General features: G+C 52.1%; 19 protein-coding genes. 4 read left to right on the forward strand and 15 right to left on the reverse strand.

Annotated features, from left to right (window positions below; genetic code table 11):
• Nucleotides 1-108: 108 nt before the first annotated feature.
• Nucleotides 109-999 (reverse strand): dienelactone hydrolase family protein, encoded by an 891-nt coding sequence (locus tag ACM5Q9_RS08440; RefSeq protein WP_418144284.1) that lies wholly within the window; start codon nucleotides 997-999, stop codon nucleotides 109-111.
• A 155-nt stretch (nucleotides 1,000-1,154) separates the two neighbouring features.
• On the opposite strand from ACM5Q9_RS08440, the gene rimO reads away from it, so the two are divergent.
• Both rimO and ACM5Q9_RS08450 read left to right on the forward strand, forming a co-directional pair.
• Nucleotides 1,155-2,477, forward strand: coding sequence for a 30S ribosomal protein S12 methylthiotransferase RimO (gene rimO, locus ACM5Q9_RS08445; protein ID WP_418144285.1), 1,323 nt, complete (start codon nucleotides 1,155-1,157; stop codon nucleotides 2,475-2,477).
• The gene (locus ACM5Q9_RS08450) at nucleotides 2,474-3,103 is read left to right on the forward strand and encodes an HAD-IA family hydrolase (protein ID WP_418144286.1); all 630 of its coding nucleotides are present in this window, start codon (nucleotides 2,474-2,476) and stop codon (nucleotides 3,101-3,103) included. The genes rimO and ACM5Q9_RS08450 overlap by 4 nt, the downstream gene beginning before the upstream one ends.
• A gap of 155 nt (nucleotides 3,104-3,258) precedes the next feature.
• Here ACM5Q9_RS08450 and ACM5Q9_RS08455 read toward each other — a convergent pair whose 3' ends face one another.
• A complete protein-coding gene (locus ACM5Q9_RS08455; RefSeq protein ID WP_418144287.1) occupies nucleotides 3,259-3,630 on the reverse strand; it encodes a GtrA family protein in 372 nt (123 codons plus the stop codon).
• Complete coding sequence (gene fmt / locus ACM5Q9_RS08460; protein WP_418144288.1) at nucleotides 3,627-4,562, reverse strand: methionyl-tRNA formyltransferase; 936 nt, start codon at nucleotides 4,560-4,562, stop codon at nucleotides 3,627-3,629. Before fmt ends, ACM5Q9_RS08455 begins: the two co-directional genes overlap by 4 nt.
• A 145-nt stretch (nucleotides 4,563-4,707) precedes the next feature.
• On the opposite strand from fmt, the gene ACM5Q9_RS08465 reads away from it, so the two are divergent.
• A complete protein-coding gene (locus ACM5Q9_RS08465; RefSeq protein ID WP_418144289.1) occupies nucleotides 4,708-5,658 on the forward strand; it encodes a cation diffusion facilitator family transporter in 951 nt (316 codons plus the stop codon).
• A 75-nt stretch (nucleotides 5,659-5,733) separates the two neighbouring features.
• Here the strand turns inward: ACM5Q9_RS08465 and ACM5Q9_RS08470 are convergent, their stop codons facing one another.
• Nucleotides 5,734-6,651 (reverse strand): hydroxymethylglutaryl-CoA lyase, encoded by a 918-nt coding sequence (locus ACM5Q9_RS08470; protein WP_418144290.1) that lies wholly within the window; start codon nucleotides 6,649-6,651, stop codon nucleotides 5,734-5,736.
• A 93-nt stretch (nucleotides 6,652-6,744) separates the two neighbouring features.
• Complete coding sequence (dprA, locus tag ACM5Q9_RS08475) at nucleotides 6,745-8,019, reverse strand: DNA-processing protein DprA (RefSeq protein WP_418144291.1); 1,275 nt, start codon at nucleotides 8,017-8,019, stop codon at nucleotides 6,745-6,747.
• Nucleotides 8,020-8,396: 377 nt separating this feature from the next.
• Between dprA and def the strand changes: the two genes are divergently transcribed.
• Nucleotides 8,397-8,903, forward strand: coding sequence for a peptide deformylase (def, locus tag ACM5Q9_RS08480; RefSeq protein WP_418144292.1), 507 nt, complete (start codon nucleotides 8,397-8,399; stop codon nucleotides 8,901-8,903).
• On the opposite strand, the gene ACM5Q9_RS08485 is transcribed toward def, so the two are convergent.
• The 10 genes from ACM5Q9_RS08485 to ACM5Q9_RS08530 form a co-directional block, all read right to left on the reverse strand.
• The gene (locus ACM5Q9_RS08485; protein ID WP_418144293.1) at nucleotides 8,900-10,435 is read right to left on the reverse strand and encodes a TolC family protein; all 1,536 of its coding nucleotides are present in this window, start codon (nucleotides 10,433-10,435) and stop codon (nucleotides 8,900-8,902) included. The two genes, def and ACM5Q9_RS08485, sit on opposite strands and share 4 nt — an antisense overlap.
• Nucleotides 10,432-12,237 carry an FUSC family protein gene (locus tag ACM5Q9_RS08490; RefSeq protein ID WP_418144294.1) on the reverse strand — a complete coding sequence of 602 codons (1,806 nt, stop codon included), beginning with the start codon at nucleotides 12,235-12,237 and terminating at the stop codon, nucleotides 10,432-10,434. The genes ACM5Q9_RS08485 and ACM5Q9_RS08490 overlap by 4 nt, the downstream gene beginning before the upstream one ends.
• Nucleotides 12,221-13,231, reverse strand: a complete 1,011-nt coding sequence (mdtN, locus tag ACM5Q9_RS08495) for a multidrug transporter subunit MdtN (protein ID WP_418144295.1) — start codon at nucleotides 13,229-13,231, stop codon at nucleotides 12,221-12,223. The genes ACM5Q9_RS08490 and mdtN overlap by 17 nt, the downstream gene beginning before the upstream one ends.
• 39 nt (nucleotides 13,232-13,270) lie before the next feature.
• On the reverse strand, nucleotides 13,271-13,528 hold the full coding sequence (locus ACM5Q9_RS08500) for a YtcA family lipoprotein (protein WP_418144296.1): 258 nt from the start codon (nucleotides 13,526-13,528) through the stop codon (nucleotides 13,271-13,273).
• A gap of 232 nt (nucleotides 13,529-13,760) precedes the next feature.
• Nucleotides 13,761-15,050 (reverse strand): phenylacetate--CoA ligase family protein, encoded by a 1,290-nt coding sequence (locus ACM5Q9_RS08505; protein WP_418144297.1) that lies wholly within the window; start codon nucleotides 15,048-15,050, stop codon nucleotides 13,761-13,763.
• An 8-nt stretch (nucleotides 15,051-15,058) separates the two neighbouring features.
• The gene (locus ACM5Q9_RS08510) at nucleotides 15,059-15,883 is read right to left on the reverse strand and encodes an ABC transporter ATP-binding protein (protein ID WP_418144298.1); all 825 of its coding nucleotides are present in this window, start codon (nucleotides 15,881-15,883) and stop codon (nucleotides 15,059-15,061) included.
• Between the two features lie 106 nt (nucleotides 15,884-15,989).
• Complete coding sequence (locus tag ACM5Q9_RS08515; protein WP_418144299.1) at nucleotides 15,990-17,318, reverse strand: ABC transporter substrate-binding protein; 1,329 nt, start codon at nucleotides 17,316-17,318, stop codon at nucleotides 15,990-15,992.
• Nucleotides 17,319-17,388: 70 nt separating this feature from the next.
• The gene (locus ACM5Q9_RS08520; RefSeq protein WP_418144300.1) at nucleotides 17,389-18,453 is read right to left on the reverse strand and encodes a branched-chain amino acid ABC transporter permease; all 1,065 of its coding nucleotides are present in this window, start codon (nucleotides 18,451-18,453) and stop codon (nucleotides 17,389-17,391) included.
• Nucleotides 18,454-18,478: 25 nt separating this feature from the next.
• A complete protein-coding gene (locus ACM5Q9_RS08525) occupies nucleotides 18,479-19,408 on the reverse strand; it encodes a branched-chain amino acid ABC transporter permease (protein ID WP_418144301.1) in 930 nt (309 codons plus the stop codon).
• Between the two features lie 7 nt (nucleotides 19,409-19,415).
• Complete coding sequence (locus ACM5Q9_RS08530; protein ID WP_418144302.1) at nucleotides 19,416-20,210, reverse strand: ABC transporter ATP-binding protein; 795 nt, start codon at nucleotides 20,208-20,210, stop codon at nucleotides 19,416-19,418.

Genomic DNA, 20,210 nt, shown 5'->3' on the forward strand with positions numbered 1-20,210 from the left:
CCGGAGAAAAATAAACGAATAAACCCAAGTGTAACCTGCCTGATGTTGGTTTCTGTTAATTTTCAGCAGCGTCTGGTGTTCGGCCGAAGAAAACACCAATCACCGGCATCAGGACTTGAGATGCTGGTTGAAAAACGCCAGCGAGCGGCTCCAGGCCAATTTTGCGGCCTTTTCATCATAGCGTGGCGTAGTGTCATTATGAAAGCCATGCTGGGTATCAGCATACCTATGCATTTCATACTGCTTGCCATTATCCTGCAAAGCCTTTTCAAAAGCGGGCCATCCTGCATTGACACGTTCATCCAGCCCGGCATAATGAATTTGCAACGGCGCCTTGATGGCAGCCACTTCGGAAGCGGGAGGCTGGGCACCATAAAACGGAATGGCAGCGGCAAGATCGGGCATGCGTACGGCAAGAATACCCGCCACACCCCCTCCGTAACAAAAACCGATCACCCCCAGCTTGCCACTGGATTCAGGATGGTTTTTCAGAAACTCGGCTGCTGCCACCATATCTTCAGTGCGTTTGCCCGGGTCAAGTTTGGCAAACATTTCCCTGGCCTTATCTTCATCACCGGGGTAGCCGCCAACCACTGCCAAGGCATCAGGTGCAAAAGCCAAATAACCTTCAAGCGCCAAACGGCGAGCCACGTCTTCAATATACGGATTCAGTCCACGGTTTTCATGAATAACCACCACCGCAGGCAAAGGGCCACTTGCCGTGGCAGGGCGGGCCAAATACCCTTTCATGGTGCCATTGCCCTTGGGCGATGGATAATTGGTGTATTCAGCCCTGATCCGGCTGTCATCTTTAGGCACCTGCTGGGCCCAGACAAAATTCGGTTGCAGGCTTTCAAGAATGGCGGCAGCGGTCACACCCCCGACAGCAAAACGGGCGCTCCGGTTTAAAAACTCGCGCCGGCTAATAAGCCCATGCACATACAAATCAAATTCTTTCAGGATCGCAGGCGGAAAATCACTTGCTTTTTTACGTTCCATAACAACGACCTCTTGATAAAAAAGGTTGATAAAACAAGGTATTTCACAGTTTACGTGGAATGGGTTCCAAAAAGAACGTTTTTCAGAAAAAAAAGTTAAAATACTGATTTTAAAAGTATTGTTGAGCCTTGCTCATTCAAAAGGTATTGTTTTTTATGTCCAACCCCAAAGTCGGTTTTGTCAGCCTTGGCTGTCCCAAAGCCTTGGTCGATTCCGAGCGCATTCTTACCCAGCTGCGCACTGAAGGCTATCAAATTTCCCCCTCATATGAAAACGCGGACGTCGTGGTGGTTAACACCTGTGGCTTCATTGACAGCGCCAAGGCCGAATCGCTGGAAGCGATTGGGGAAGCACTTGCCGAAAATGGCAAAGTCATCGTGACCGGCTGTATGGGTGTGGAAGAAAATGTCATTCGCGACGTCCATCCCAGTGTGCTGGCCGTTACCGGTCCCCAGCAATACGAAGAGGTCGTGCGTGCCGTACACGAAGCTGCGCCACCCAATCTGCAACATGACCCCTTTACAGACCTGGTGCCACCACAAGGCATCAAGCTGACACCCCGTCACTATGCCTACCTGAAAATTTCAGAAGGCTGCAACCATCGTTGCAGCTTCTGTATTATTCCGTCCATGCGTGGAGACCTGGTTAGCCGTCCAATTGGCGATGTGCTTGACGAAGCCCAACGCTTGGTGAATGCCGGCGTAAAAGAAATCCTGGTTATTTCCCAGGACACCAGCGCCTACGGGGTAGACCTTAAATACCGCAGCGGCTTCTGGAATGGCCGTCCGGTTAAAACCCGCATGACCGAGCTTTGCAGTGCACTGGCTGAAATGGGGGTTTGGGTACGTCTTCATTATGTATACCCCTACCCCAGCGTGGATGAAGTCATCCCGCTCATGGCTGAAGGCAAAATCCTGCCTTACCTGGACATCCCGTTCCAGCACGCGAGCCCGCGCATTTTAAAAGCCATGAAACGCCCTGCGTTTGAAGACAAAACCCTGGCCCGCATCAAGAAATGGCGTGAAATCTGCCCCGACCTTACCATTCGCTCCACTTTTATCGTGGGCTTTCCCGGTGAAACCGAAGAAGATTTCCAATACCTGCTTGACTGGATGACAGAAGCCCAGCTTGACCGGGTTGGCTGCTTCCAATACTCGCCCGTCGAAGGCGCACCCGCCAACGAATTGGCCGACCCTGTGCCTGACGATGTCAAACAGGACCGCTGGGAACGCTTCATGGCGCACCAGCAAGCCATTTCAGCTGCTCGCCTGCAAACTAAAATCGGCAAGGAAATTAGCGTTCTGGTTGACGAAATTGACGAAGATGGCGATGCGATTGGCCGCTCCAGCGCCGACGCCCCCGAAATTGACGGCTGTGTTTATTTAAGCAGCGACAAACCCCTGAAACCGGGCGATATCGTGCGTGCAGTAGTAACCGATGCCGATGAATATGACTTGTGGGCAGACGTCAAGGAATGAGCACGCTTCCCAAAACCATTGCTTTCGATTTCGATGGAACCCTGGCCAATACCCTGCCCTGGTTTGACGAAATCCTAAGCAGTGTTGCACAAAAATATAACTTTCGTGACCCTTCCGCCGAAGAAAAGGCCCGCTTGCGCAGTATGGAAGCAGGTGAAATTTTGCAAACGCTGCAAATTCCTTTCTGGAAAGCGCCCGCTATCCTGATGGAATTCCGCCAGCGGATGCAGGACGCCTCACCTGATATCGAACTGTTTGACAGTATTCCCGAAGCATTGCAACAGTTGCATGCCAAGGGATATAAAATGGCTATCCTGAGCTCAAACAGTGAACTCAATGTACGCCAGATTCTTAAAACGAATGTGGCTTACTTTGATGAGTTCATGTGTGGCACTGATCTTTTCGGCAAACCGGCCAAACTGGGTAAACTACTTGAGAAACACCAATTGTCTCCCGCGGAATGCCTGCTGATCGGTGATGAGTTGCGCGATATTGAGGCTGCCCAAAAAGCCAAAGTAATGATTGGTTCCGTCACCTGGGGCTATAACAGTCGTGATGCCTTGCAACAGGAACAGCCTAATTTCCTGTTTACATCGCCAATGGATATAGTTAAGGCTTTAACTTAGGTATTCCCACGCAGGAGCATGGGAGCGAGGCTCAATTCTTGGGGTGCAGTTCAAAACGAAGGTATACGGACTGTCGAGCTTCTTGGAATCTACTCGTTCACACGCTCCTGCGTGGTAACGGGTATTCATCATTAATCTGCCCACACCTGAAACATTCAGGTCCTGAAAACAATATACCTGGAATAAACGAAACCAAGCACCAGGCTGACAGCCGAAAAAAACACCAGTGTAATAATAGGCAAAGCCCCCAGCGCATCTGCGCCCCATCCTATCAGGGCAGAAAGCGTCCCCATGAATGACACGAACAATAAATAACGCTTTACACTGGCATTGGACTTGAAAGTAAACCGGGCATTGGCAAAAAAGCTGAAGCTCACGGCCACACAAAATGCAATAAAATTACCAAGCGCCTGGCTAGCATTGAAAACACTATATGCCAGGAAAAAGACACCCCAGTGAATCAGGGTATTCAGCACACCGGTCATCAGGTATTTTGAAAACAAAACACCTGTTTTTCGGGTACTCAAGGTTTCCAGCCCGTTACAAAAACCGCTACTGGCTGGCGCTTGCCGCCCGCCTTCTGCAGCTCGAGCAAACGCAACACACCCTGCCCTGTGGCAATATCCACCCCTTCGGGTGTGGCGCACAATACACTACCTGGTTCTGCCTGGGTGTTTTCCTGCAAAGCTACAGCCTGCCATACCTTGACCGGGTCTTTCAGGCCTGGCAGCTGCAACGTTGCCCCTGGCACCGGATTAAAAGCACGAATACGGCGGGCAATCGTTTGGGCATCCTGGCGAATATCAATGGGCGCTTCGGATTTTTCCAGCTTGGCCGCATAAGTCACACCTTCCTCGGGCTGGGGCACGGCTTTAAGCTCGCCCGTGCCCAACTTGCCCAATGCTTCAGTAATGCATGCCGCCCCCATTTCGGCCAGCTGGTCATGCAATACGGCAGCAGTCTGGTCGGTAATATCAATACGCTTTTCAAGCAAAACATCGCCGGTATCCAGGCCCACATCCATTTGCATGATTGCTACCCCGGTTTGCGCATCACCGGCTTCAATGGCACGCTGGATAGGTGCGGCACCACGCCAGCGTGGCAACAGGCTGGCGTGAATATTCAGGCAACCGTATTTGGGCAAATCCAGCACCCATTGGGGCAAAATAAGGCCATAGGCAGCCACCACCATCACATCGGGGGCTAGCGCCAGCAACGCCTGTTGTGCCTGGCGGGCTTCATCAGGATATTTACCATCAAGCCGCAAGCTTTGGGGCTGCAATACCTGCGCCCCTTGCACCAGTGCCTCCTGCTTGACCGGGCTAGGCGTTAATTTCAGCCCCCGGCCCGAAGGGCGATCGGGTTGGGTCAATACTAACGGGACTTCATGCCCTGCCTTGACAATCGCCTCATAGGCCAGGCGGGCAAACTCGGGGGTTCCGGCAAATACGACTCGCATAATTCCTTATCTTCCTGCAAATAATCCTGAATGATAACGATTTTAACTCACCACATGCCACGAATTCAGACAATCGCCGCTTAACTCGAGTGGATTAAGTTAAAGTAGCGGCAATCGTCCATCTTTTTCGGTACCGACCATTATTATGAGCCAATTGCCCCATTCCGATCAAAAAAATCAGGAATCTTCCCACCACCACACTGCCAAAAAACCGGGGGCCTCCCTGGCCCAAAACAAGGAACGTGTCAGGGTCGCCCGTATCAGTACCTGGGTAAGTGTTGCGGTTAACTTCAGCCTGTCAATCTTGCAAATCATCATTGGCATTATTGCCCAGTCACAGGCCCTGATTGCCGATGCCGTTCATACGCTGTCCGACCTGGTGTCTGATTTTGTTGTCCTGTTTGCCAGCAAACATGCTAATAAGGCCCCCGATGACAATCACCAGTATGGCCATCAGCGCTTTGAAACCCTGGCAGCTCTGTGCATTGGAGTTTTATTACTGCTGGTTGGTGTTGAAATGATCTGGGCGGCCGCAGCAAGCGTGCAAAGCGGCAAACCGATTGCCCAAGTGCACTACACGGCCCTTATCATTGCCTTTGCCACGCTGGTTGGCAAAGAACTGCTGTTCAGGTACCTGCTCAAACAAGCTGAAAAAGTACGCTCTTCCATGCTCGTGGCCAATGCCTGGCACTCCCGTTCTGATGCCGCCTCATCCTTGATTGTTGCAATCGGGATTCTAGCCAATATGGTCGGCTTTACCTGGGCAGACCCGATTGCCGCCCTGATCGTCGGCCTGATGATTTCCCGCATGGGCCTTAAATTCATCTGGTCTAACCTGAATGACCTGACAGACCGTTCGGTGGATGCTGAAACCTACCAGCGCATTTACGATAAACTGGCCGGCACCCCTGGCCTGCTAGGCATTCATGACCTTAAAACCCGCAAAATGGGCGATATGATTTTAGTGGAAGTGCACATTGAACTGCCCGCCAACATGACCATTGCCGAAGGCCATGAAATTTCCGAAGAGGCCTGCCGACGGGCCATGGAAGGTGAAGACATCCTGGATATCACCACCCATTTTGACCCGCGTTAAACAGACTCACCCTTGCAAGCCAGGCGGACTTAACGGCTGCAAGGGAAACCCCCGCTCTCACAGGCGGGGACATGATCAGGCACAAACAGCTGCACGCTTGTTGATCAGGGCCTTGCCGGCACGACTGGCATTCGGACGTTGCAGGTAATCGGAAATCCACTGCCCGGTTGTAATCACTGCATCCAGGTCAATGCCAGTTTCAATACCCATGCCATGCAGCATGTACAGCACATCTTCAGTGGCCACATTACCGGTTGCACCCTTGGCATAAGGACAGCCACCCAAACCGGCGACGGATGAATGGAAAATTGAAATCCCGGCCTGCAAGGAAGCATATATATTGGCCAGTGCCTGCCCGTAAGTATCATGAAAATGACCGGACACCTGCCGAGGGTCAACTTTTTCGGTAACCGCTGACATGACCCGATAAACCTGTGAGGCCGTTGCTACCCCAATGGTATCCGCCACATCAATCTCATCACAGCCCAGGGCAATCAGGCGCTGGGCCACGTGCACCACTGATTCAACCGGTACCTCTCCCTGATAAGGGCAACCCAGGGCACAGCTGATACTGCCACGCAGACGAATACCCGCTTCTTTGGCCGCACGGGCAACAGGCTCGAAACGGTCAATGGATTCATCAATGGAACAATTGATGTTTTTCTGCGAGAAGGCTTCACTGGCCGCACCAAAAATAACCACTTCATCGGCCTTGGCTGCCAGGGCACCTTCAAAACCGCGCATATTGGGTGTAAGCACCGAATAAACAGTGCCTTCACGACGCTTGATGGCCTGCATGACCTGGGCACCATCAGCCATTTGCGGTACCCATTTGGGTGACACGAAGGAAGTGGCCTCTATATTAAGAAAGCCGGCATCGCCAAGCTGGTTTACCAGTTCCACCTTGATGTCGGTCGGGACAAAATTTTTCTCATTTTGCAAGCCATCACGTGGGCCTACTTCCACAATTTTCACTTTACCTGGCAATACCATGGCTGTCTTCCTTCCTTTTGGTTGCTGTTTTTAAAAATAGTAATTCAATGCCATCAATGGCGTTTTTCAACCGCTTATTATAATCTGAACTGCCTAGCGCAAACGCTGATATCGCCCATCATTCAAACGCACCACATAAGACCCCAGCTCAAGCGCCAGCAACCAGCTGCTTGCCTGGGCCACGTCTATTTGCAAATCGTTAATCAGGGCATCCAAGCTTAAGGGTTCAAACCCCATCCGCTCGAGCAAATGAAGCTGTTCTGGGCCAAGAACAAAATCTGACGTATTGTTTTGCACTGCTGCAGGGGCAATGCCGCCGGGCTGAACAGATTCAACCGATTCCATTCCGGGCAATTCCTGCTCTTGCCCCGGTTTTTTAGGCATCTTACTTGTCGTCCCGTCCAACGATGGGTCTTGCATACCCCGCTTTATCGTGCGTCCGCTACCTGCCTTTATACCCTGCCCAGGGACACCCGTTAATTCTTCCTGAATATCCTGGGCCGTTTCCACCAGCTTTGCCCCCTGGCGGATTAGGGCATGACAACCGCGTGACAGGGGAGAATGGATGGAACCCGGAATGGCAAAGACTTCGCGCCCCATTTCTCCGGCCAGACGGGCGGTGATAAGCGAGCCGCTTTGTTTGGCGGCCTCTACCACCAACACCCCTTTGGATAAGCCCGCCACAATCCGGTTGCGGCGTGGAAACTGGTGCACTACAGCCGGGGTATCCAGTGGCAATTCGGAAACCAGGGCGCCCTGTTCGCGGATGCGCAAGGCCAGGTTCTTATTGGCGGCCGGGTACAGCCGGTTAATGCCGGTTCCCATGACGGCAATGGTACTGCCCGTGCCTGCCGGCGCTTCCAGGGCGCCTTCGTGCGCTGCGGCATCAATGCCATGGGCCAGTCCGCTGACCACGCACCAGCCCTGGCTTGCCAGGTATTTGGCAAATGCACGGGCATTATCACTGCCCCCTATGGTTGCATTACGGGCACCCACCATGGCAATCGCGGGCAAGGCAAACAACTCGGGGTTGCCATCTACATACAGTAGTATTGGTGGATCATGGGTATCCAGCAAGGATTTTGGGTATAAAGGGTCGGCGAGTGTAAGAATGTAATGTTTCGGTTTGGCCAGCCACTCGAAGGTTTTATGAATGAGCGCCTGTATTTCGGGCACTGGTTCAGCCGCCAGTTGCAAGGCCAGTTTTTGTGGCAGGTATTTCATGAGCTGGCCTACCGAAGCGGCAAATACCTGGTCTGGCAAACCAAAAACCGCCAATAGCTGACGAGCCGTCACCGGACCCACGCCCGGCTCAAGGGTAAGCCTGAGCCAGGCCTGCAATTCTTCTTGGGAGCTCATAAAAGACATTTGAAAGACAAGGATGAAATAAGCATTATCTTACCGTGCCACGGCGGCTGAAAGGTAAAGCGCCACACGAAGACTTGAAATATGACAGTGTGCCACTATTTGTTCAAAAGAACCGGAACATGCGGATAATTTGGTCTGCCAGCAGTCGCAGACATCCTCTGCCATGGCACTGCATGGGAATTCCCCCATTCCAGCCAGTGCAGTGATTATCTACCCGTAAAATTTGCCTATAATATTGATATTGTTAACATGCCGGATTACGTCCGTCACGTTTTGCTGAACCAAATACCTTTTGACGCCTCTAAGTACCTATATACCGGCAAGCAATCCGACAAACCGGACAGGCGCGTCTTTTACTTGAACACACATTTTATTTTATGGCCTTACTACCTATTCTTCATTACCCCGATCCACGTTTGCACAAAGTGGCAAAACCTGTTGAACAGGTGGATGACCGCATTCGCCAACTCGTCAAGGATATGGCCGAAACCATGTATGACGCACCCGGCGTTGGCCTGGCAGCCACCCAGGTCGACGTACATGAGCGTATTGTAGTTATTGATATTTCTGAAAAAGGCAATGAACTGCGCGTACTGATCAACCCGGAAATCATCTGGAAAAGTGATAACACCCAAGTTTATGAAGAAGGTTGCCTGTCAGTGCCTGGCATCTACGACAAGGTGGAACGCGCGGCCGAAGTCAAAGTGAAGGCGCTGAATGAAAAAGGTGAAGAATACACCTTTGAGGCAGATGGCTTGCTGGCCGTCTGCGTACAACACGAACTGGACCATTTGATGGGCAGGGTTTTTGTTGAGCATCTTTCCAGCCTGAAACAAAACCGCATCAAAACCAAGATCAAAAAACAGGCTAAAGAAAAAGCCTAATCAACCCAGCTTTCTCGTGCGGCCGTCATATTTCCTGTGACAAAGGCAAGATTGGCTGCCGCAGTTTGAGAAGCCGTCCTGGCATCCAGGCGGGCTTGTTGCGCATCCAGAAGGGCGGTGTCTGCCATGGTTACGGCCGTCAGGGTACCCAAGCCCTGGCGGTAAGCCTCAAGCGCACCATCGTAAGTTGTTTTTGCCGTACTCACCAACCCGGAAGCCGCCTGATGACTGGACAAGGCCGTGCGCAACATATTCGAGGCAGCAATAATTTCCCGCATGGCCGCCTGCTGCGACTGCCGGAAAACATGAGATGCACTATCTGCGACCGTCTTTGCATCTTGCAAACGTGAAGAGCGAAGACCGCCATCGAATATTGGTATCGTTACGCCCAATATCACGCTGCTTGAACCGGTTGTCTGGCTCAGGCTTGGCAAACCACGTACATCAAAATTGGTGCGGTTACGGGCCGCCACCGCACCCAAATATACTTTAGGCATGAATTCGGCTTCGGCAGCGACAATTCCTTCTTGGCTGGCCTTCATCGCGGCATAACTGGCCAGCACATCTGGACGCCGGGAAATGGCCATCTGGATGGCTTCATCGGTTAGTGTCGAGTTGGCATTCGGCAAGGGGTTGCCGGGCGGGTTGGTAATCTTGATCTTCGTGGTCGCCGGCAAGCCAACCGCAGCCAGAAGGGCTTGATAAGCAATTTGCTGATCACCTTGTGCGGTAACCTGGCGCAACTTTGCCTGGGCCACTTGCTGGTTGGCCTGGGATGTCTCTAAAACAGTAGCGAGGCCGGCTTTGCGGCGCGCCTCTACCGCGCTGGCAATCTGGTTCGCGTTCTTCAGGGCTTGGCCGGCAATACCGGTTTTGGCGCTGGCGCCGGCATATAAGTAATAGGCATTCGTCACCTCATGAATAATTCTTTGGTGCGTGCCATTAAACAGCACATTGGCGGCAAAAGAAGCGTGCTTGGCCCCCTCGGCAAGCGCCTTGCGTTGCCCGAAATCAAAGATCAGCCATTCCAGCGCCAGCGCAGGCACCACGCCGTGAAACTCGGTATCAAGGCTTCGATTCCCCGGTAACAAAGGAAGCGGTGTATGGTTTTTTTGCCATCCACTAATCACATTGGCAGACAATTGCGGCAGGAAAGTTGCTTCAACCGTACCAACCGCCAACGCAGCCTGTTTAGCCCGGTTCCACGCCAGGCGCGTTTCGGGATTCTCGCGTTGGGCAATATCAATTAACTGTGGCAGGCCATACGCCTGCTTGTTATTGATAACAGGTGCTGACGGCAAAACAGCGGCCTCGGGTACAACAGGCACTGAAAAACCCGGCGCCAATTCAGGCTTGCCAATCGTGGCAGCAGTATCCTGCGCCTCAGGCTTCCATGGCCTGTCGGGTGCAGAAGGGGCCCGCTTCAGTGCTTCACTTGCGCAACCTGAAAGCGCAATACACATTGCCAGCCCAAGAAACGGAGTCCTTAAGGGGGAATCAAATTGGGTGGGTAAATATGCCTGTTTATTCATCCTTGGCTCTTGTTCAGTAATAGCTTCATTTGCCCAATCTCATCAAGCGCCCGGGCTGTTGCGGAAAAAGAATCCGCCGTTTTAAAAACAACAACAGGGCACAAGGCCTCTGCCCGGACTATCAGCTCCTTCAGGCGCAAAATAGTTTCATCATCCAATCGCAGCTTGCTCGGTTCAAACATCGACAAGCCAAGCTCCTCCCGGGCCTCATGTAGCGTCACCACTACTTTGGAAATTTCATCCATGGAAACTGGCCTGGTATTGGCCGAACCCAAAATCCCGGTAAGGCCCTCAAGGGCATTGCTTATCTTGTCATACACCACCGAAGCGATGCTCTGCGGCCAAATCCGGGTAAAAACCAGGTACATGACCAGGTTGCCCAGCAAAATGCCCATGATACGGTCTGAAGCAGCTGACATACTGATATCCGGACCAAAGCCCTGCAAAATAGTCAGTAAAAATGCCAGGCCAATTTGAATGCCGGCATAGGCAATCCGTTCGCTGCCTGCAGACACCCACCCTGCCACCAATATACCGGCAAATACCAAGGCCATTAAGGAACCAATACTGGTCATATGCGGAATCAGGAATAGAATGGCAGCAATCCCCATGGCTGCGCCTATTAAACATCCGATAATACGCAACACGAGCTTATGCACGGTTTCGGCTGTGGTCCCCAAAGCAGCCACATAGCAGGTGATCATGGCCGTATGAATACCTTGCCAATCTATCGCGGTATAAGCCAGATAACTAATGATGGCAGCCGCCGTGGTTTTAAGGGCGAAGCGCTGATAAGCTGGGTTGGTGAGGGCATCTTTGAAAAAAAAGGGCGCCTTACCGGCCTGCCCCTCGGGCATGGCGCAACGGCCCAGCAGCGTATCAAGAGCCTGTCTGGCGGCTTCAGCCGGGCCTGCCCCATACGTGATAGTGTTTTGGCCAGGGGGAATATCGGGAGGACAGCCGTCGGCCACTGCCCGGGCAGCCTGGCGACATTGCGTGGCCAGTTCGGCGCACTGCTGTTCAGGTATAGTGCCCGCCAACGTCGCAACAGCAAGCATCAAGCGGTACGACTCATCAATCGCACCATTCAAATAACGGGTTTGCGCAGTAGAGACCAAATGCAACAGCTTGATATTCACTGCACGCTTTTTCATCGCTTCATTGCCTTCCTGCAGCAGCTCAAGCAAATCATCAGCAGCTGTTGCCTGTTCAAGCACCCGCGCCACTGTTTCAAGCCTTTGCACCAATTCGGATTTCAGCACGCGTACCGCCGAGCGCCCAAGAAACAGGTTGAAAACAACAATAATGCCCATTGGCGCAACGGTCATCAACCAAGCATAAAGCAAGGCACGCGTGGCGGCCTCACCGAAAGGCACATCGCCCAGCAAGGTCATGGCAAAACCCACCACCAAAGCAAGAACACTGCCAATCTCCCCCAACTGGCTGGCGGCGCCAATATACAGGAAGATAAAAGAGCCGACGGCAATCACCACCAAGCGCCACATGGGGTAATCAATAGTCCAGCGAACCAGATAAAGCAGCATTACCACCACCAGCGCCACCAAAACCGTCAAGCCAATCGCCATTAAGGAATTTTCAGCGCTATCGGGTTTCATCAGGAACAGGATCAGGTAGCACCCGATGGCTGCCAAAGGGATGCCGTAAGTCATGAACAGCAAAGCCGCCAAGGCACATTGCGCGGCAACCCGCCAAGCCATCGCCAGACGCCCGTCAAAAGGACGCAGGTCTTTACTCGCTGTATGAAAAATGACAGACAGAAAGCGGCTAGCAGTCATCGTCATGTTTTTTTACCACCACGACAGCCGATGCACCAATACGCAACAGGTTTTCAGGGGCATTTTCAAGGCGTACCCTGACCGGGAAACGCTGGGCCACCCGCACCCAGTTAAGGGATTTTTGCACAATCGGCAAGACACGAGGCAGATCGATCATATCAGTTGAACTGATTCCCCAACCTATGCTGTCAACCTTTCCCTTAATAGCAACAGACGGGTCGGCAAGCGCATAAACCACGGCGCATGCATTGGGCTTGAGTTCGCTGAGTTCCGTTTCCCGGAAAAAAGCGGTGGCATACCACTGTTCGGTATTGATCAAAGTAAACAGTGATTGATCGGGCGCGACATACTCACCCGAGGAAACCGAGAGCCCTACAATAAGTCCGTCATGGGGAGCACTAACCTCGGTATCAGCCAAGGCGCGCTGGGCAATTGCCAAGGCACTTTGAGCAACCTCGACAAGTGCATCCGCCGCTTCCATGTTACCAACCAGGTTTTCAGCTGCCTGCGCCTGTGCCCGGGCCTGTCTCAGACTGACCTGTGCATCTTGATAGAGGGTTCGGGCGTCATCCACCTGCTGGGTGGTAACGTAGCCTTTTTTATTTAAGGGAATCAGCCTTTCCAGGGTTTTTTCGGTAAGACTCAAGTTTGAAAGAGCACGCTCAACCTGCTCATTGGCAATCGTCACATTGGAAAGCTCTGCTTTAATCTGCCTTTGTTTCAGATCACGGGCTGCCATGGCCGACTTCAGTTCGGCCTCTGCCTGTGCAACCCGCAAACGATAGACCGTGGGGTCAAGCGTAAACAAAAGCTCACCACGCTTGACCATGCCATTTTCAGTAACATGGAACTGCTCGACGCGACCGGGCACTGGCGTACTGATATGCACGACATCAGCCTGCAACATCGCGTCTTCCGACAAGGGCTCATTTTTCAATTGATAGAAAAAAATCAGCGCAACGGCCACCAGGATAATAATGGCCGCAACAAAACGGGCCACAAATTTATGCTTGTTTGGGGAAGAAGGATGATTCATGGATCAGGTGGAGAAAAAAGCCAGCGATGTGGCGATGGCAATAATGAGCGCTACAGATATGTAAACTAGAAGCCGAAATGGCAAGGCGTCATCAAGCTGCAAAAAAATAAAAAGCACGCGAACCAATACTGCCCCAATGATGCCAATTGCAGCGCAAAGCAACCATGAAGGAAAATACGATCCGAAAGCATAAACGGAAGGTGCGTTTGTACAACCCGCAAGCATGACTGCAACCAGCCAAAGCGTAATAAGACGTGGCATAATTACAGCCTTTATGGTGGCGAACCAGAAAAATAGAGTTGTTTGAGAAGCATCAGGCGAAACTATTTTAATGTAATCAGTTTAGCTGGCTATACTCCCATACAGAATAATAACTGTCAATTCAGTTGTTTACAAAAATTATCAAAATTTAATTACTTCCATTAGCTATCAGCCTTTGACTTGACACTTGCAAAACCGGCATTCCTTACCAGGATGCCGGCTTCAGGCAAGGTTACTCATATGAGCGGACATCATCGATGACTTTACCATCATTGGGCAATTTGCCGGGTTCCTCAAACACGATTTCGGCTCGCAGCTTGGTAACATCGCGAACAGCATCAACCAGTGACTTTTCAAGGCTTTCGGAAACAGCCCCCGGTGCCACTTCTACCCAAAGACTCATCTGGTCATTACCTACGGCACCACTAATCACCAGCCGGACACGCTGTACCTGCGAAAACCGTTTGGCAATCACATTGACCTGCGCTGGATGCACAAACATGCCACGCACCTTGGTGGTTTGGTCTGCCCTGCCCAACCAGCCCTTGATTCGCTTATTGGTACGACCGCAAGGCGAAGGGCCCGCAATAATGGCGGACAAATCACCGGTCCCAAAGCGCACCAAGGGATAATCGGGATTAAGCGTGGTCACCACCACCTCGCCTACTTCACCATCGGGCACCGGCTCGGTCGTGCCAGGGCGCACAATTTCAAGAATAATATTTTCTGCCACCACCAAACCGTCACGCGCCTCGGTTTCATAGGCAATCAGGCCCAGGTCGGCCGTGCCATAAGCCTGGTAACCTTCAATGCCACGGTCGGCAAACCACTTCTGCAAAGACGGCGGAAATGCCTCGCCGGAAAACAGGGCCCGCTTTAACGAAGGCAGGGCAACACCCATCGCATCGGCCTTTTCCAGGATGAGGCGAAGAAAACTTGGAGTTCCGGTATAGCCATCAGGTGCCAAATCGCGAATATTTTGTACCTGCATCTCGGTCTGCCCAATGCCCCCGGGGAAGACCGTGCAACCCAAGGCATGCGCACCGGTTTCAAACATCGAACCGGCCGGTGTAAAGTGATACGAAAAACAGTTGTAAACCAGCATGCCCTTGCGAAAACCGGCCGCAAACAGGGCCCGCCCAAAACGCCAGTAATCGGCGCGGGCACTTTCCGGTTCAAAAATTGGGCCGGGTGAAGCAAAAACACGCAGTGCCTGCCCCCAGCCAATGGTAGAAAAACCGCCAAAAACACGATTTATTTCATCACCGGGCTGTTTAGCCACGCCCAACATGCTGCCGCGCCCGTTCAATTGCCGCTCTAGCAATTCCGACTTGCGAATGACCGGCAAACCGGCCAGGGCCACACGGTTATGCACCCCGCTCACCTCGATACCCTGCAATTGTTCAGCAATCGCAGGGGCCCGTTCCACTGCCGCTTTCAAGGCCTGGGGCAAGGCGGTAAACAGGGCCTGTTCACGTGCATCGGCATCGCGATGCTCCAACACATCAAAATATTCACTCATCATAGCTCCTAGGCCAACCAGCGCTTGCGACGACGATAAAACTTGGTATCCCGAAAACTCTTGCGGTCGCCACTTTCAATGCCCAGATAGAATTCCTTGACATCCTCATTGTTGGCCAGTTCTTCAGCCTTGCCGTCCATCATCACACGGCCGCTTTCAAGGATATAACCATAATCGGCATAACGAAGGGCAATATTGGTATTTTGTTCTGCCAGCAGGAAGCTGACCCCCTCTCGAGTATTCAGGTCACGCACGATCTCGAAAATTTCTTCCACGATTTGCGGTGCCAGCCCCATGGAAGGCTCATCAAGAAGAATCATTTTAGGGTCGGCCATCAGGGCACGGCCAATCGCGGCCATTTGCTGTTCGCCACCCGAAGTATATCCAGCCTGGCTGGTACGACGCTGCTTCAGGCGGGGAAAATACTGGTAAACCATATCCAGCGAAGCGGCAATTTCGCCCTTGCTGGAGGTTCGGGTATAAGCGCCGGTCAACAGGTTTTCCTCGATGCTCAGGTGCCCGAAACAATGCCGGCCCTCCATCACCTGGATAACACCGCGCTTGACCAGGTCGGCAGGCGTCAGGCTGTCAATCCGCTCTCCCTTGTAATGGATATTTCCCTTGGTAACGTCACCACGCTCGCTCTTGAGCAAATTTGAAATGGCGCGCAACGTCGTGGTTTTACCGGCACCATTGGCGCCCAGCAAGGCAACAATCTTGCCTTCGGGCACCACCAGCGATACGCCCCGCAACACCAGGATAACGTGGTTGTAAATAACCTCGATACCATTCACATCTAATAAGGCTTTTGGTGCCTCTTGTTTGGTTTCCATACTCATTTCCTGAAGTCAGGTGGGAAGCTGCGCTCACACACCCCTGTTGCCGTGCATGCACGGAACGGCAACAGGGCATACAGCTTCCCGAAGCACTGCAATTTACTTACGACTCGGCGGCACAATCACGTGGGGTGATTTTTTTCTCGGTGGCATATTTCTCGGCCTCGGATTTGACAAGTGGGTCTACATATTTCTTGTCAGACTGATACCAGTCGGAAACCACCGTAAACTTGTTGCCGTCCCACTGTACGATACGGGCCCAGTCATCACCCATATGATTCTCGCAGCTGGTTTTGACAGGACGCAGCATTTCATCAAAACCCAGCTCCTTGAGCTTTTCTTCGGTCAGGTTCAGATTCTCAAAACCCCAGCGCACCTGCTCGGGGGTCATGTGCTGGCCTTTGCCGAATTTTTCCTGGGCGGCACGAATGGCTTCCACCTGCAACATGGAAATCACCATGCCACGGTTATAGGCCAGCGAACCTTTGGTGTCTTTGCCTGACTCAAGGCCCTTGTCATACAGATAAGTTTTCAGGTCATCGTAAATTTTGCCCTTGCTTTCGCCGGTATTGTGGATGGTGATGGCGTTATAACCTTTGGCAACCTGTCCTAGGTCTTTGACATCGCCCTCGGAGCCGGCCCACCAAATACCGTAGATCTTGTCGCGAGCGAAACCGGTAGATTGGGCTTCACGAATGGAAGTGGGGGTCATGATACCCGCACTCCAAAGCAGGACGTAATCGGGACGTTTCTGACGGATTTGCAGCCAGGTTGATTTTTGTTCCACCCCGGGGGCTGTTACAGGATACAACTGCAGCTCAAAACCATTGGCTTCGGCACGTGCCTTTAGCAATGGAATAGGCTCTTTGCCATACGGAGAGTCATGATAGACCAGGGCAATTTTCTTGCCTTTAAGCTTATCTTCACCACCCAGCTTCTTGGCAATATCCTGGATCATTACGTCGGCCGCTGTCCAATAAGTACCCAACAGCGGAAAGTTCCACTTGAATACGCTGCCATTGGCCGATTGCGACAAGCCATAGCCAACGGTCTCGATGCTAACCTTATCAATGGGGGCTTTGTCTGACACCGCAAAGGTAATGCCGGTGGATTGCGGATCAAAGCCCGAAGCACCACCCTTGGCATTTTTCAGGCGCTCATAGCATTCAACACCGCGGTCTGTGGCATAGGCGGTTTCACATTCTTCAAAGGCGATTTTCACGCCATTTACGCCACCATCGCGCTCATTAATCAGTTTCAGGTAATCAATCTTGCCATCGGCCCATGGAATACCCAAGGGGGCAAAGGAACCCGTACGATAGGTAAACAAGGGCACAAACTGTTCATCTGCCGCTTGTACCTGCAGGGGAATCGTCGCCAATACACCGCTAACTGCCAGGGCTGCCGTAATGGATTTAAAGCTTAATTTCATATCGGTCTCCTCCGAAGAAATTGATACTGCTGTTTTTTATGAATGACAAATCAGTTAAACTTGAACATTTTTAATGTGGGAAAGGCCATATCCGCAACTTCTCTTTGGCAATACTCCACAATCTTGCCAGGCCATGCGGTTCCGCAATCAGGAAAAAGACAATCAGGGCACCAAATACCATATGCTCGATGTGGGCAGCGGTATCCACCCCAATCGGAATACCCAACATGGCGGGAATCCGGTTAAGCAAAATGGGGATCAGGACAATAAAGGCAGCGCCATAAAAACTGCCTACGATAGAACCCAGGCCACCAATAATCACCATGAACAAAAGTTGAAAAGAACGGTTCAGGTCAAAGGCCAGCGGCTCCCATGAACCCAGGTGCATATAACCCCACAGTACACCGGACACGCCTATGATGAACGAGCTGACCGCAAAGGCGCTAAGCTTGGCATACATGGGGCGAATGCCAATGACCGAAGCCGCCACGTCCATATCACGGATGGCCATCCACTCACGGCCAACCGCACTGCGCACCAGGTTTTTGGCCAACAGGGCAATAATGACCACCAGCAAAAGAATGAACAGATATTTCTGTACCGGTGTTTGCACATCAAAGCCAAAAAAGGTTAGCGGTGGCACCGACACGCTGCCGGAAGAAGAATAATTTGTAAAGAACGGAATCCGCAGGAAAGTCCAGTCAACAAAAAACTGGGCCGCCAGCGTGGCAACCGCCAGATACAGGCCACGGATACGCAAGCTGGGAATGCCAAATACAATTCCTACCAGCATGGAAAAGAAACCGCCCAGCAGGATTTGCAATATTAAGGGCATTTCAGGAAAACGCACCCCGAAATTCCATGCAGCATAAGCGCCTACCGCCATAAAGGCACCACTACCCAATGAAATCTGGCCACAATAGCCCACCAGAATATTCAAGCCGATAGCCGCCAGGGAAAGAATAAGGAATGGAATAACAACGCCACTTAACAAATAGTCACTGGCCATTGCCGGCACGGCCAAAAAGGCAAATGCCAGCAAAATAACCATCAGGACACGATCCTGCCGGATCGGGAAGATCTGCTGATCGGCCCGGTAGCTTGTCTTGAACTGCCCATTTTCACGATATAACATGATGTACTTCCTTTACGCTTGGCCGCTATACGCGGTCGATAATCTTTTCGCCAAACAAACCTTGCGGACGGAACAGCAGGAACGTGAGAGCCAATACATAGGCAAACCAGATTTCAATGCCGCCCCCCAGATAGGGACCCAGATAAGCTTCAGACACCTTCTCGCCCACCCCAATAATGAGGCCGCCAATAATCGCACCCGGCACAGAGGTCAGGCCACCCAGGATAACCACCGGCAAAGCCCGCAATGCCGCGGTGGAAAGCGTAAACTGCACCCCGAACTTGGAGCCCCAGATAATGCCCGCAACCAGCGCCACAATACCGGCGACCACCCATACAATGACCCAGATGCGGTTTAGGGGGATACCAATCGACTGTGCTGCCTGGTGGTCATCAGCCACGGCCCGCAAGGCCCTTCCGGTAGAGGTGTACTGGAAGAAGAAAGCCAGGGCGGCCACCAGGGCAGCCGCAATCGCTGCCGCCGTAAGGTCTTCAAGGTTGATCAGAATGCCCCCCTCGAACAGGTTGCCCAGAATAAAGGCCGGGTCTTTGGGCATGCCGACATCAATGGTGTAAACCGAACTGCCAAACAAGGTCTGGCCGAAACCATCCAGAAAATAACTGATACCCAAGGTAGCCATTAACAGCGTAGTGGCTTCCTGGTTAACCAGGTGGCGCAACACCAACCGCTCTACCAGCCAGGCAATCATGACCATTAAAATGGCACTGATAATGAAGGCCAGTATATTGGCCAGCCACATGCTTTCAAAACCCAGCCACTCGGGCAGCCAGGCTGAAAACCGAGCCATCGACAGTGCCGCTACCAGCACCATGGCACCCTGGGCAAAGTTAAAGACGCCCGATGCCTTGAAAATAAGTACAAAACCCAGTCCAACCAGCGCATATAGCATGCCGCTCATCAGACCACCAAATAAAGTTTCCAAGAAATATCCCATAATGCCCTCAATGCTCTACGCCCAGATAGGCACGAATCACTTCTTCATTTGAACGAACCTCGGCCGGTGTGCCATCGCCAATTTTCTTGCCGTAATCCAGTACCACGACACGATCCGAAATATCCATCACGACGCCCATATCGTGTTCGATCAACACAATGGTGGTGCCGTATTCATCGTTAACATCAAGGATGAAACGGCTCATATCCTGTTTTTCCTCGATGTTCATGCCAGCCATGGGTTCATCAAGCAACAGCAGCCGGGGCTCCATGGCTAGCGCACGGCCCAGGTCAACCCGTTTTTGCAGGCCATAGGGCAAGCGCCCCACCGGAGTTTTGCGATACGCCTGGATTTCCAGGAAGTCGATAATGTTTTCCACAAACTCGCGGTGCCTGATTTCTTCCTTTTCGGCACCAAAAATCCTGAATGCCTGGGACAGGATGCCGCTTTTCATGCGCAGGTTGCGACCGGTCATGATGTTATCCAGCACGCTCATCCCCTTGAACAGGGCCAGGTTCTGGAAGGTACGTGCAATGCCCATTTCGGCAGCCCGGCGCGGCGTCATGCGGTTGAAATGAGTACCGCTGAACTGTATGCCGCCTTCTTGCGGCACATAAACCCCGTTAATAACGTTTAACATTGAACTTTTACCGGCACCGTTAGGACCGATAATGGCACGAATTTCATGCTCTTTAACATTAAATGAAATATTGGTTAACGCCTTGACACCCCCAAATGACAGGGAAATGCTTTGCATATCCAATATCACGTCACCAATCTGCTTTTCTCGTTCGTTCATCAT

This window comes from Advenella sp. RU8 (genome assembly GCF_048381675.1).
Taxonomy (GTDB): Bacteria; Pseudomonadota; Gammaproteobacteria; order Burkholderiales; family Burkholderiaceae_B; genus Advenella.

Coding starts and splice junctions, on each gene's coding strand:
- ACM5Q9_RS08525 (WP_418144301.1), bottom strand. CDS start 19,408: ATGGGATATTTCTTGGAAACTTTATTTGGTGGTCTGATGAGCGGCATG.
- dprA (WP_418144291.1), bottom strand. CDS start 8,019: ATGTCTTTTATGAGCTCCCAAGAAGAATTGCAGGCCTGGCTCAGGCTT.
- ACM5Q9_RS08465 (WP_418144289.1), top strand. CDS start 4,708: ATGAGCCAATTGCCCCATTCCGATCAAAAAAATCAGGAATCTTCCCAC.
- ACM5Q9_RS08510 (WP_418144298.1), bottom strand. CDS start 15,883: ATGGAAACCAAACAAGAGGCACCAAAAGCCTTATTAGATGTGAATGGT.
- ACM5Q9_RS08470 (WP_418144290.1), bottom strand. CDS start 6,651: ATGGTATTGCCAGGTAAAGTGAAAATTGTGGAAGTAGGCCCACGTGAT.
- fmt (WP_418144288.1), bottom strand. CDS start 4,562: ATGCGAGTCGTATTTGCCGGAACCCCCGAGTTTGCCCGCCTGGCCTAT.
- ACM5Q9_RS08520 (WP_418144300.1), bottom strand. CDS start 18,453: ATGTTATATCGTGAAAATGGGCAGTTCAAGACAAGCTACCGGGCCGAT.
- ACM5Q9_RS08485 (WP_418144293.1), bottom strand. CDS start 10,435: ATGAATAAACAGGCATATTTACCCACCCAATTTGATTCCCCCTTAAGG.
- def (WP_418144292.1), top strand. CDS start 8,397: ATGGCCTTACTACCTATTCTTCATTACCCCGATCCACGTTTGCACAAA.
- rimO (WP_418144285.1), top strand. CDS start 1,155: ATGTCCAACCCCAAAGTCGGTTTTGTCAGCCTTGGCTGTCCCAAAGCC.
- ACM5Q9_RS08500 (WP_418144296.1), bottom strand. CDS start 13,528: ATGCCACGTCTTATTACGCTTTGGCTGGTTGCAGTCATGCTTGCGGGT.
- ACM5Q9_RS08530 (WP_418144302.1), bottom strand. CDS start 20,210: ATGATGAACGAACGAGAAAAGCAGATTGGTGACGTGATATTGGATATG.
- ACM5Q9_RS08440 (WP_418144284.1), bottom strand. CDS start 999: ATGGAACGTAAAAAAGCAAGTGATTTTCCGCCTGCGATCCTGAAAGAA.
- ACM5Q9_RS08515 (WP_418144299.1), bottom strand. CDS start 17,318: ATGAAATTAAGCTTTAAATCCATTACGGCAGCCCTGGCAGTTAGCGGT.
- ACM5Q9_RS08505 (WP_418144297.1), bottom strand. CDS start 15,050: ATGAGTGAATATTTTGATGTGTTGGAGCATCGCGATGCCGATGCACGT.
- ACM5Q9_RS08450 (WP_418144286.1), top strand. CDS start 2,474: ATGAGCACGCTTCCCAAAACCATTGCTTTCGATTTCGATGGAACCCTG.
- ACM5Q9_RS08490 (WP_418144294.1), bottom strand. CDS start 12,237: ATGACGATGACTGCTAGCCGCTTTCTGTCTGTCATTTTTCATACAGCG.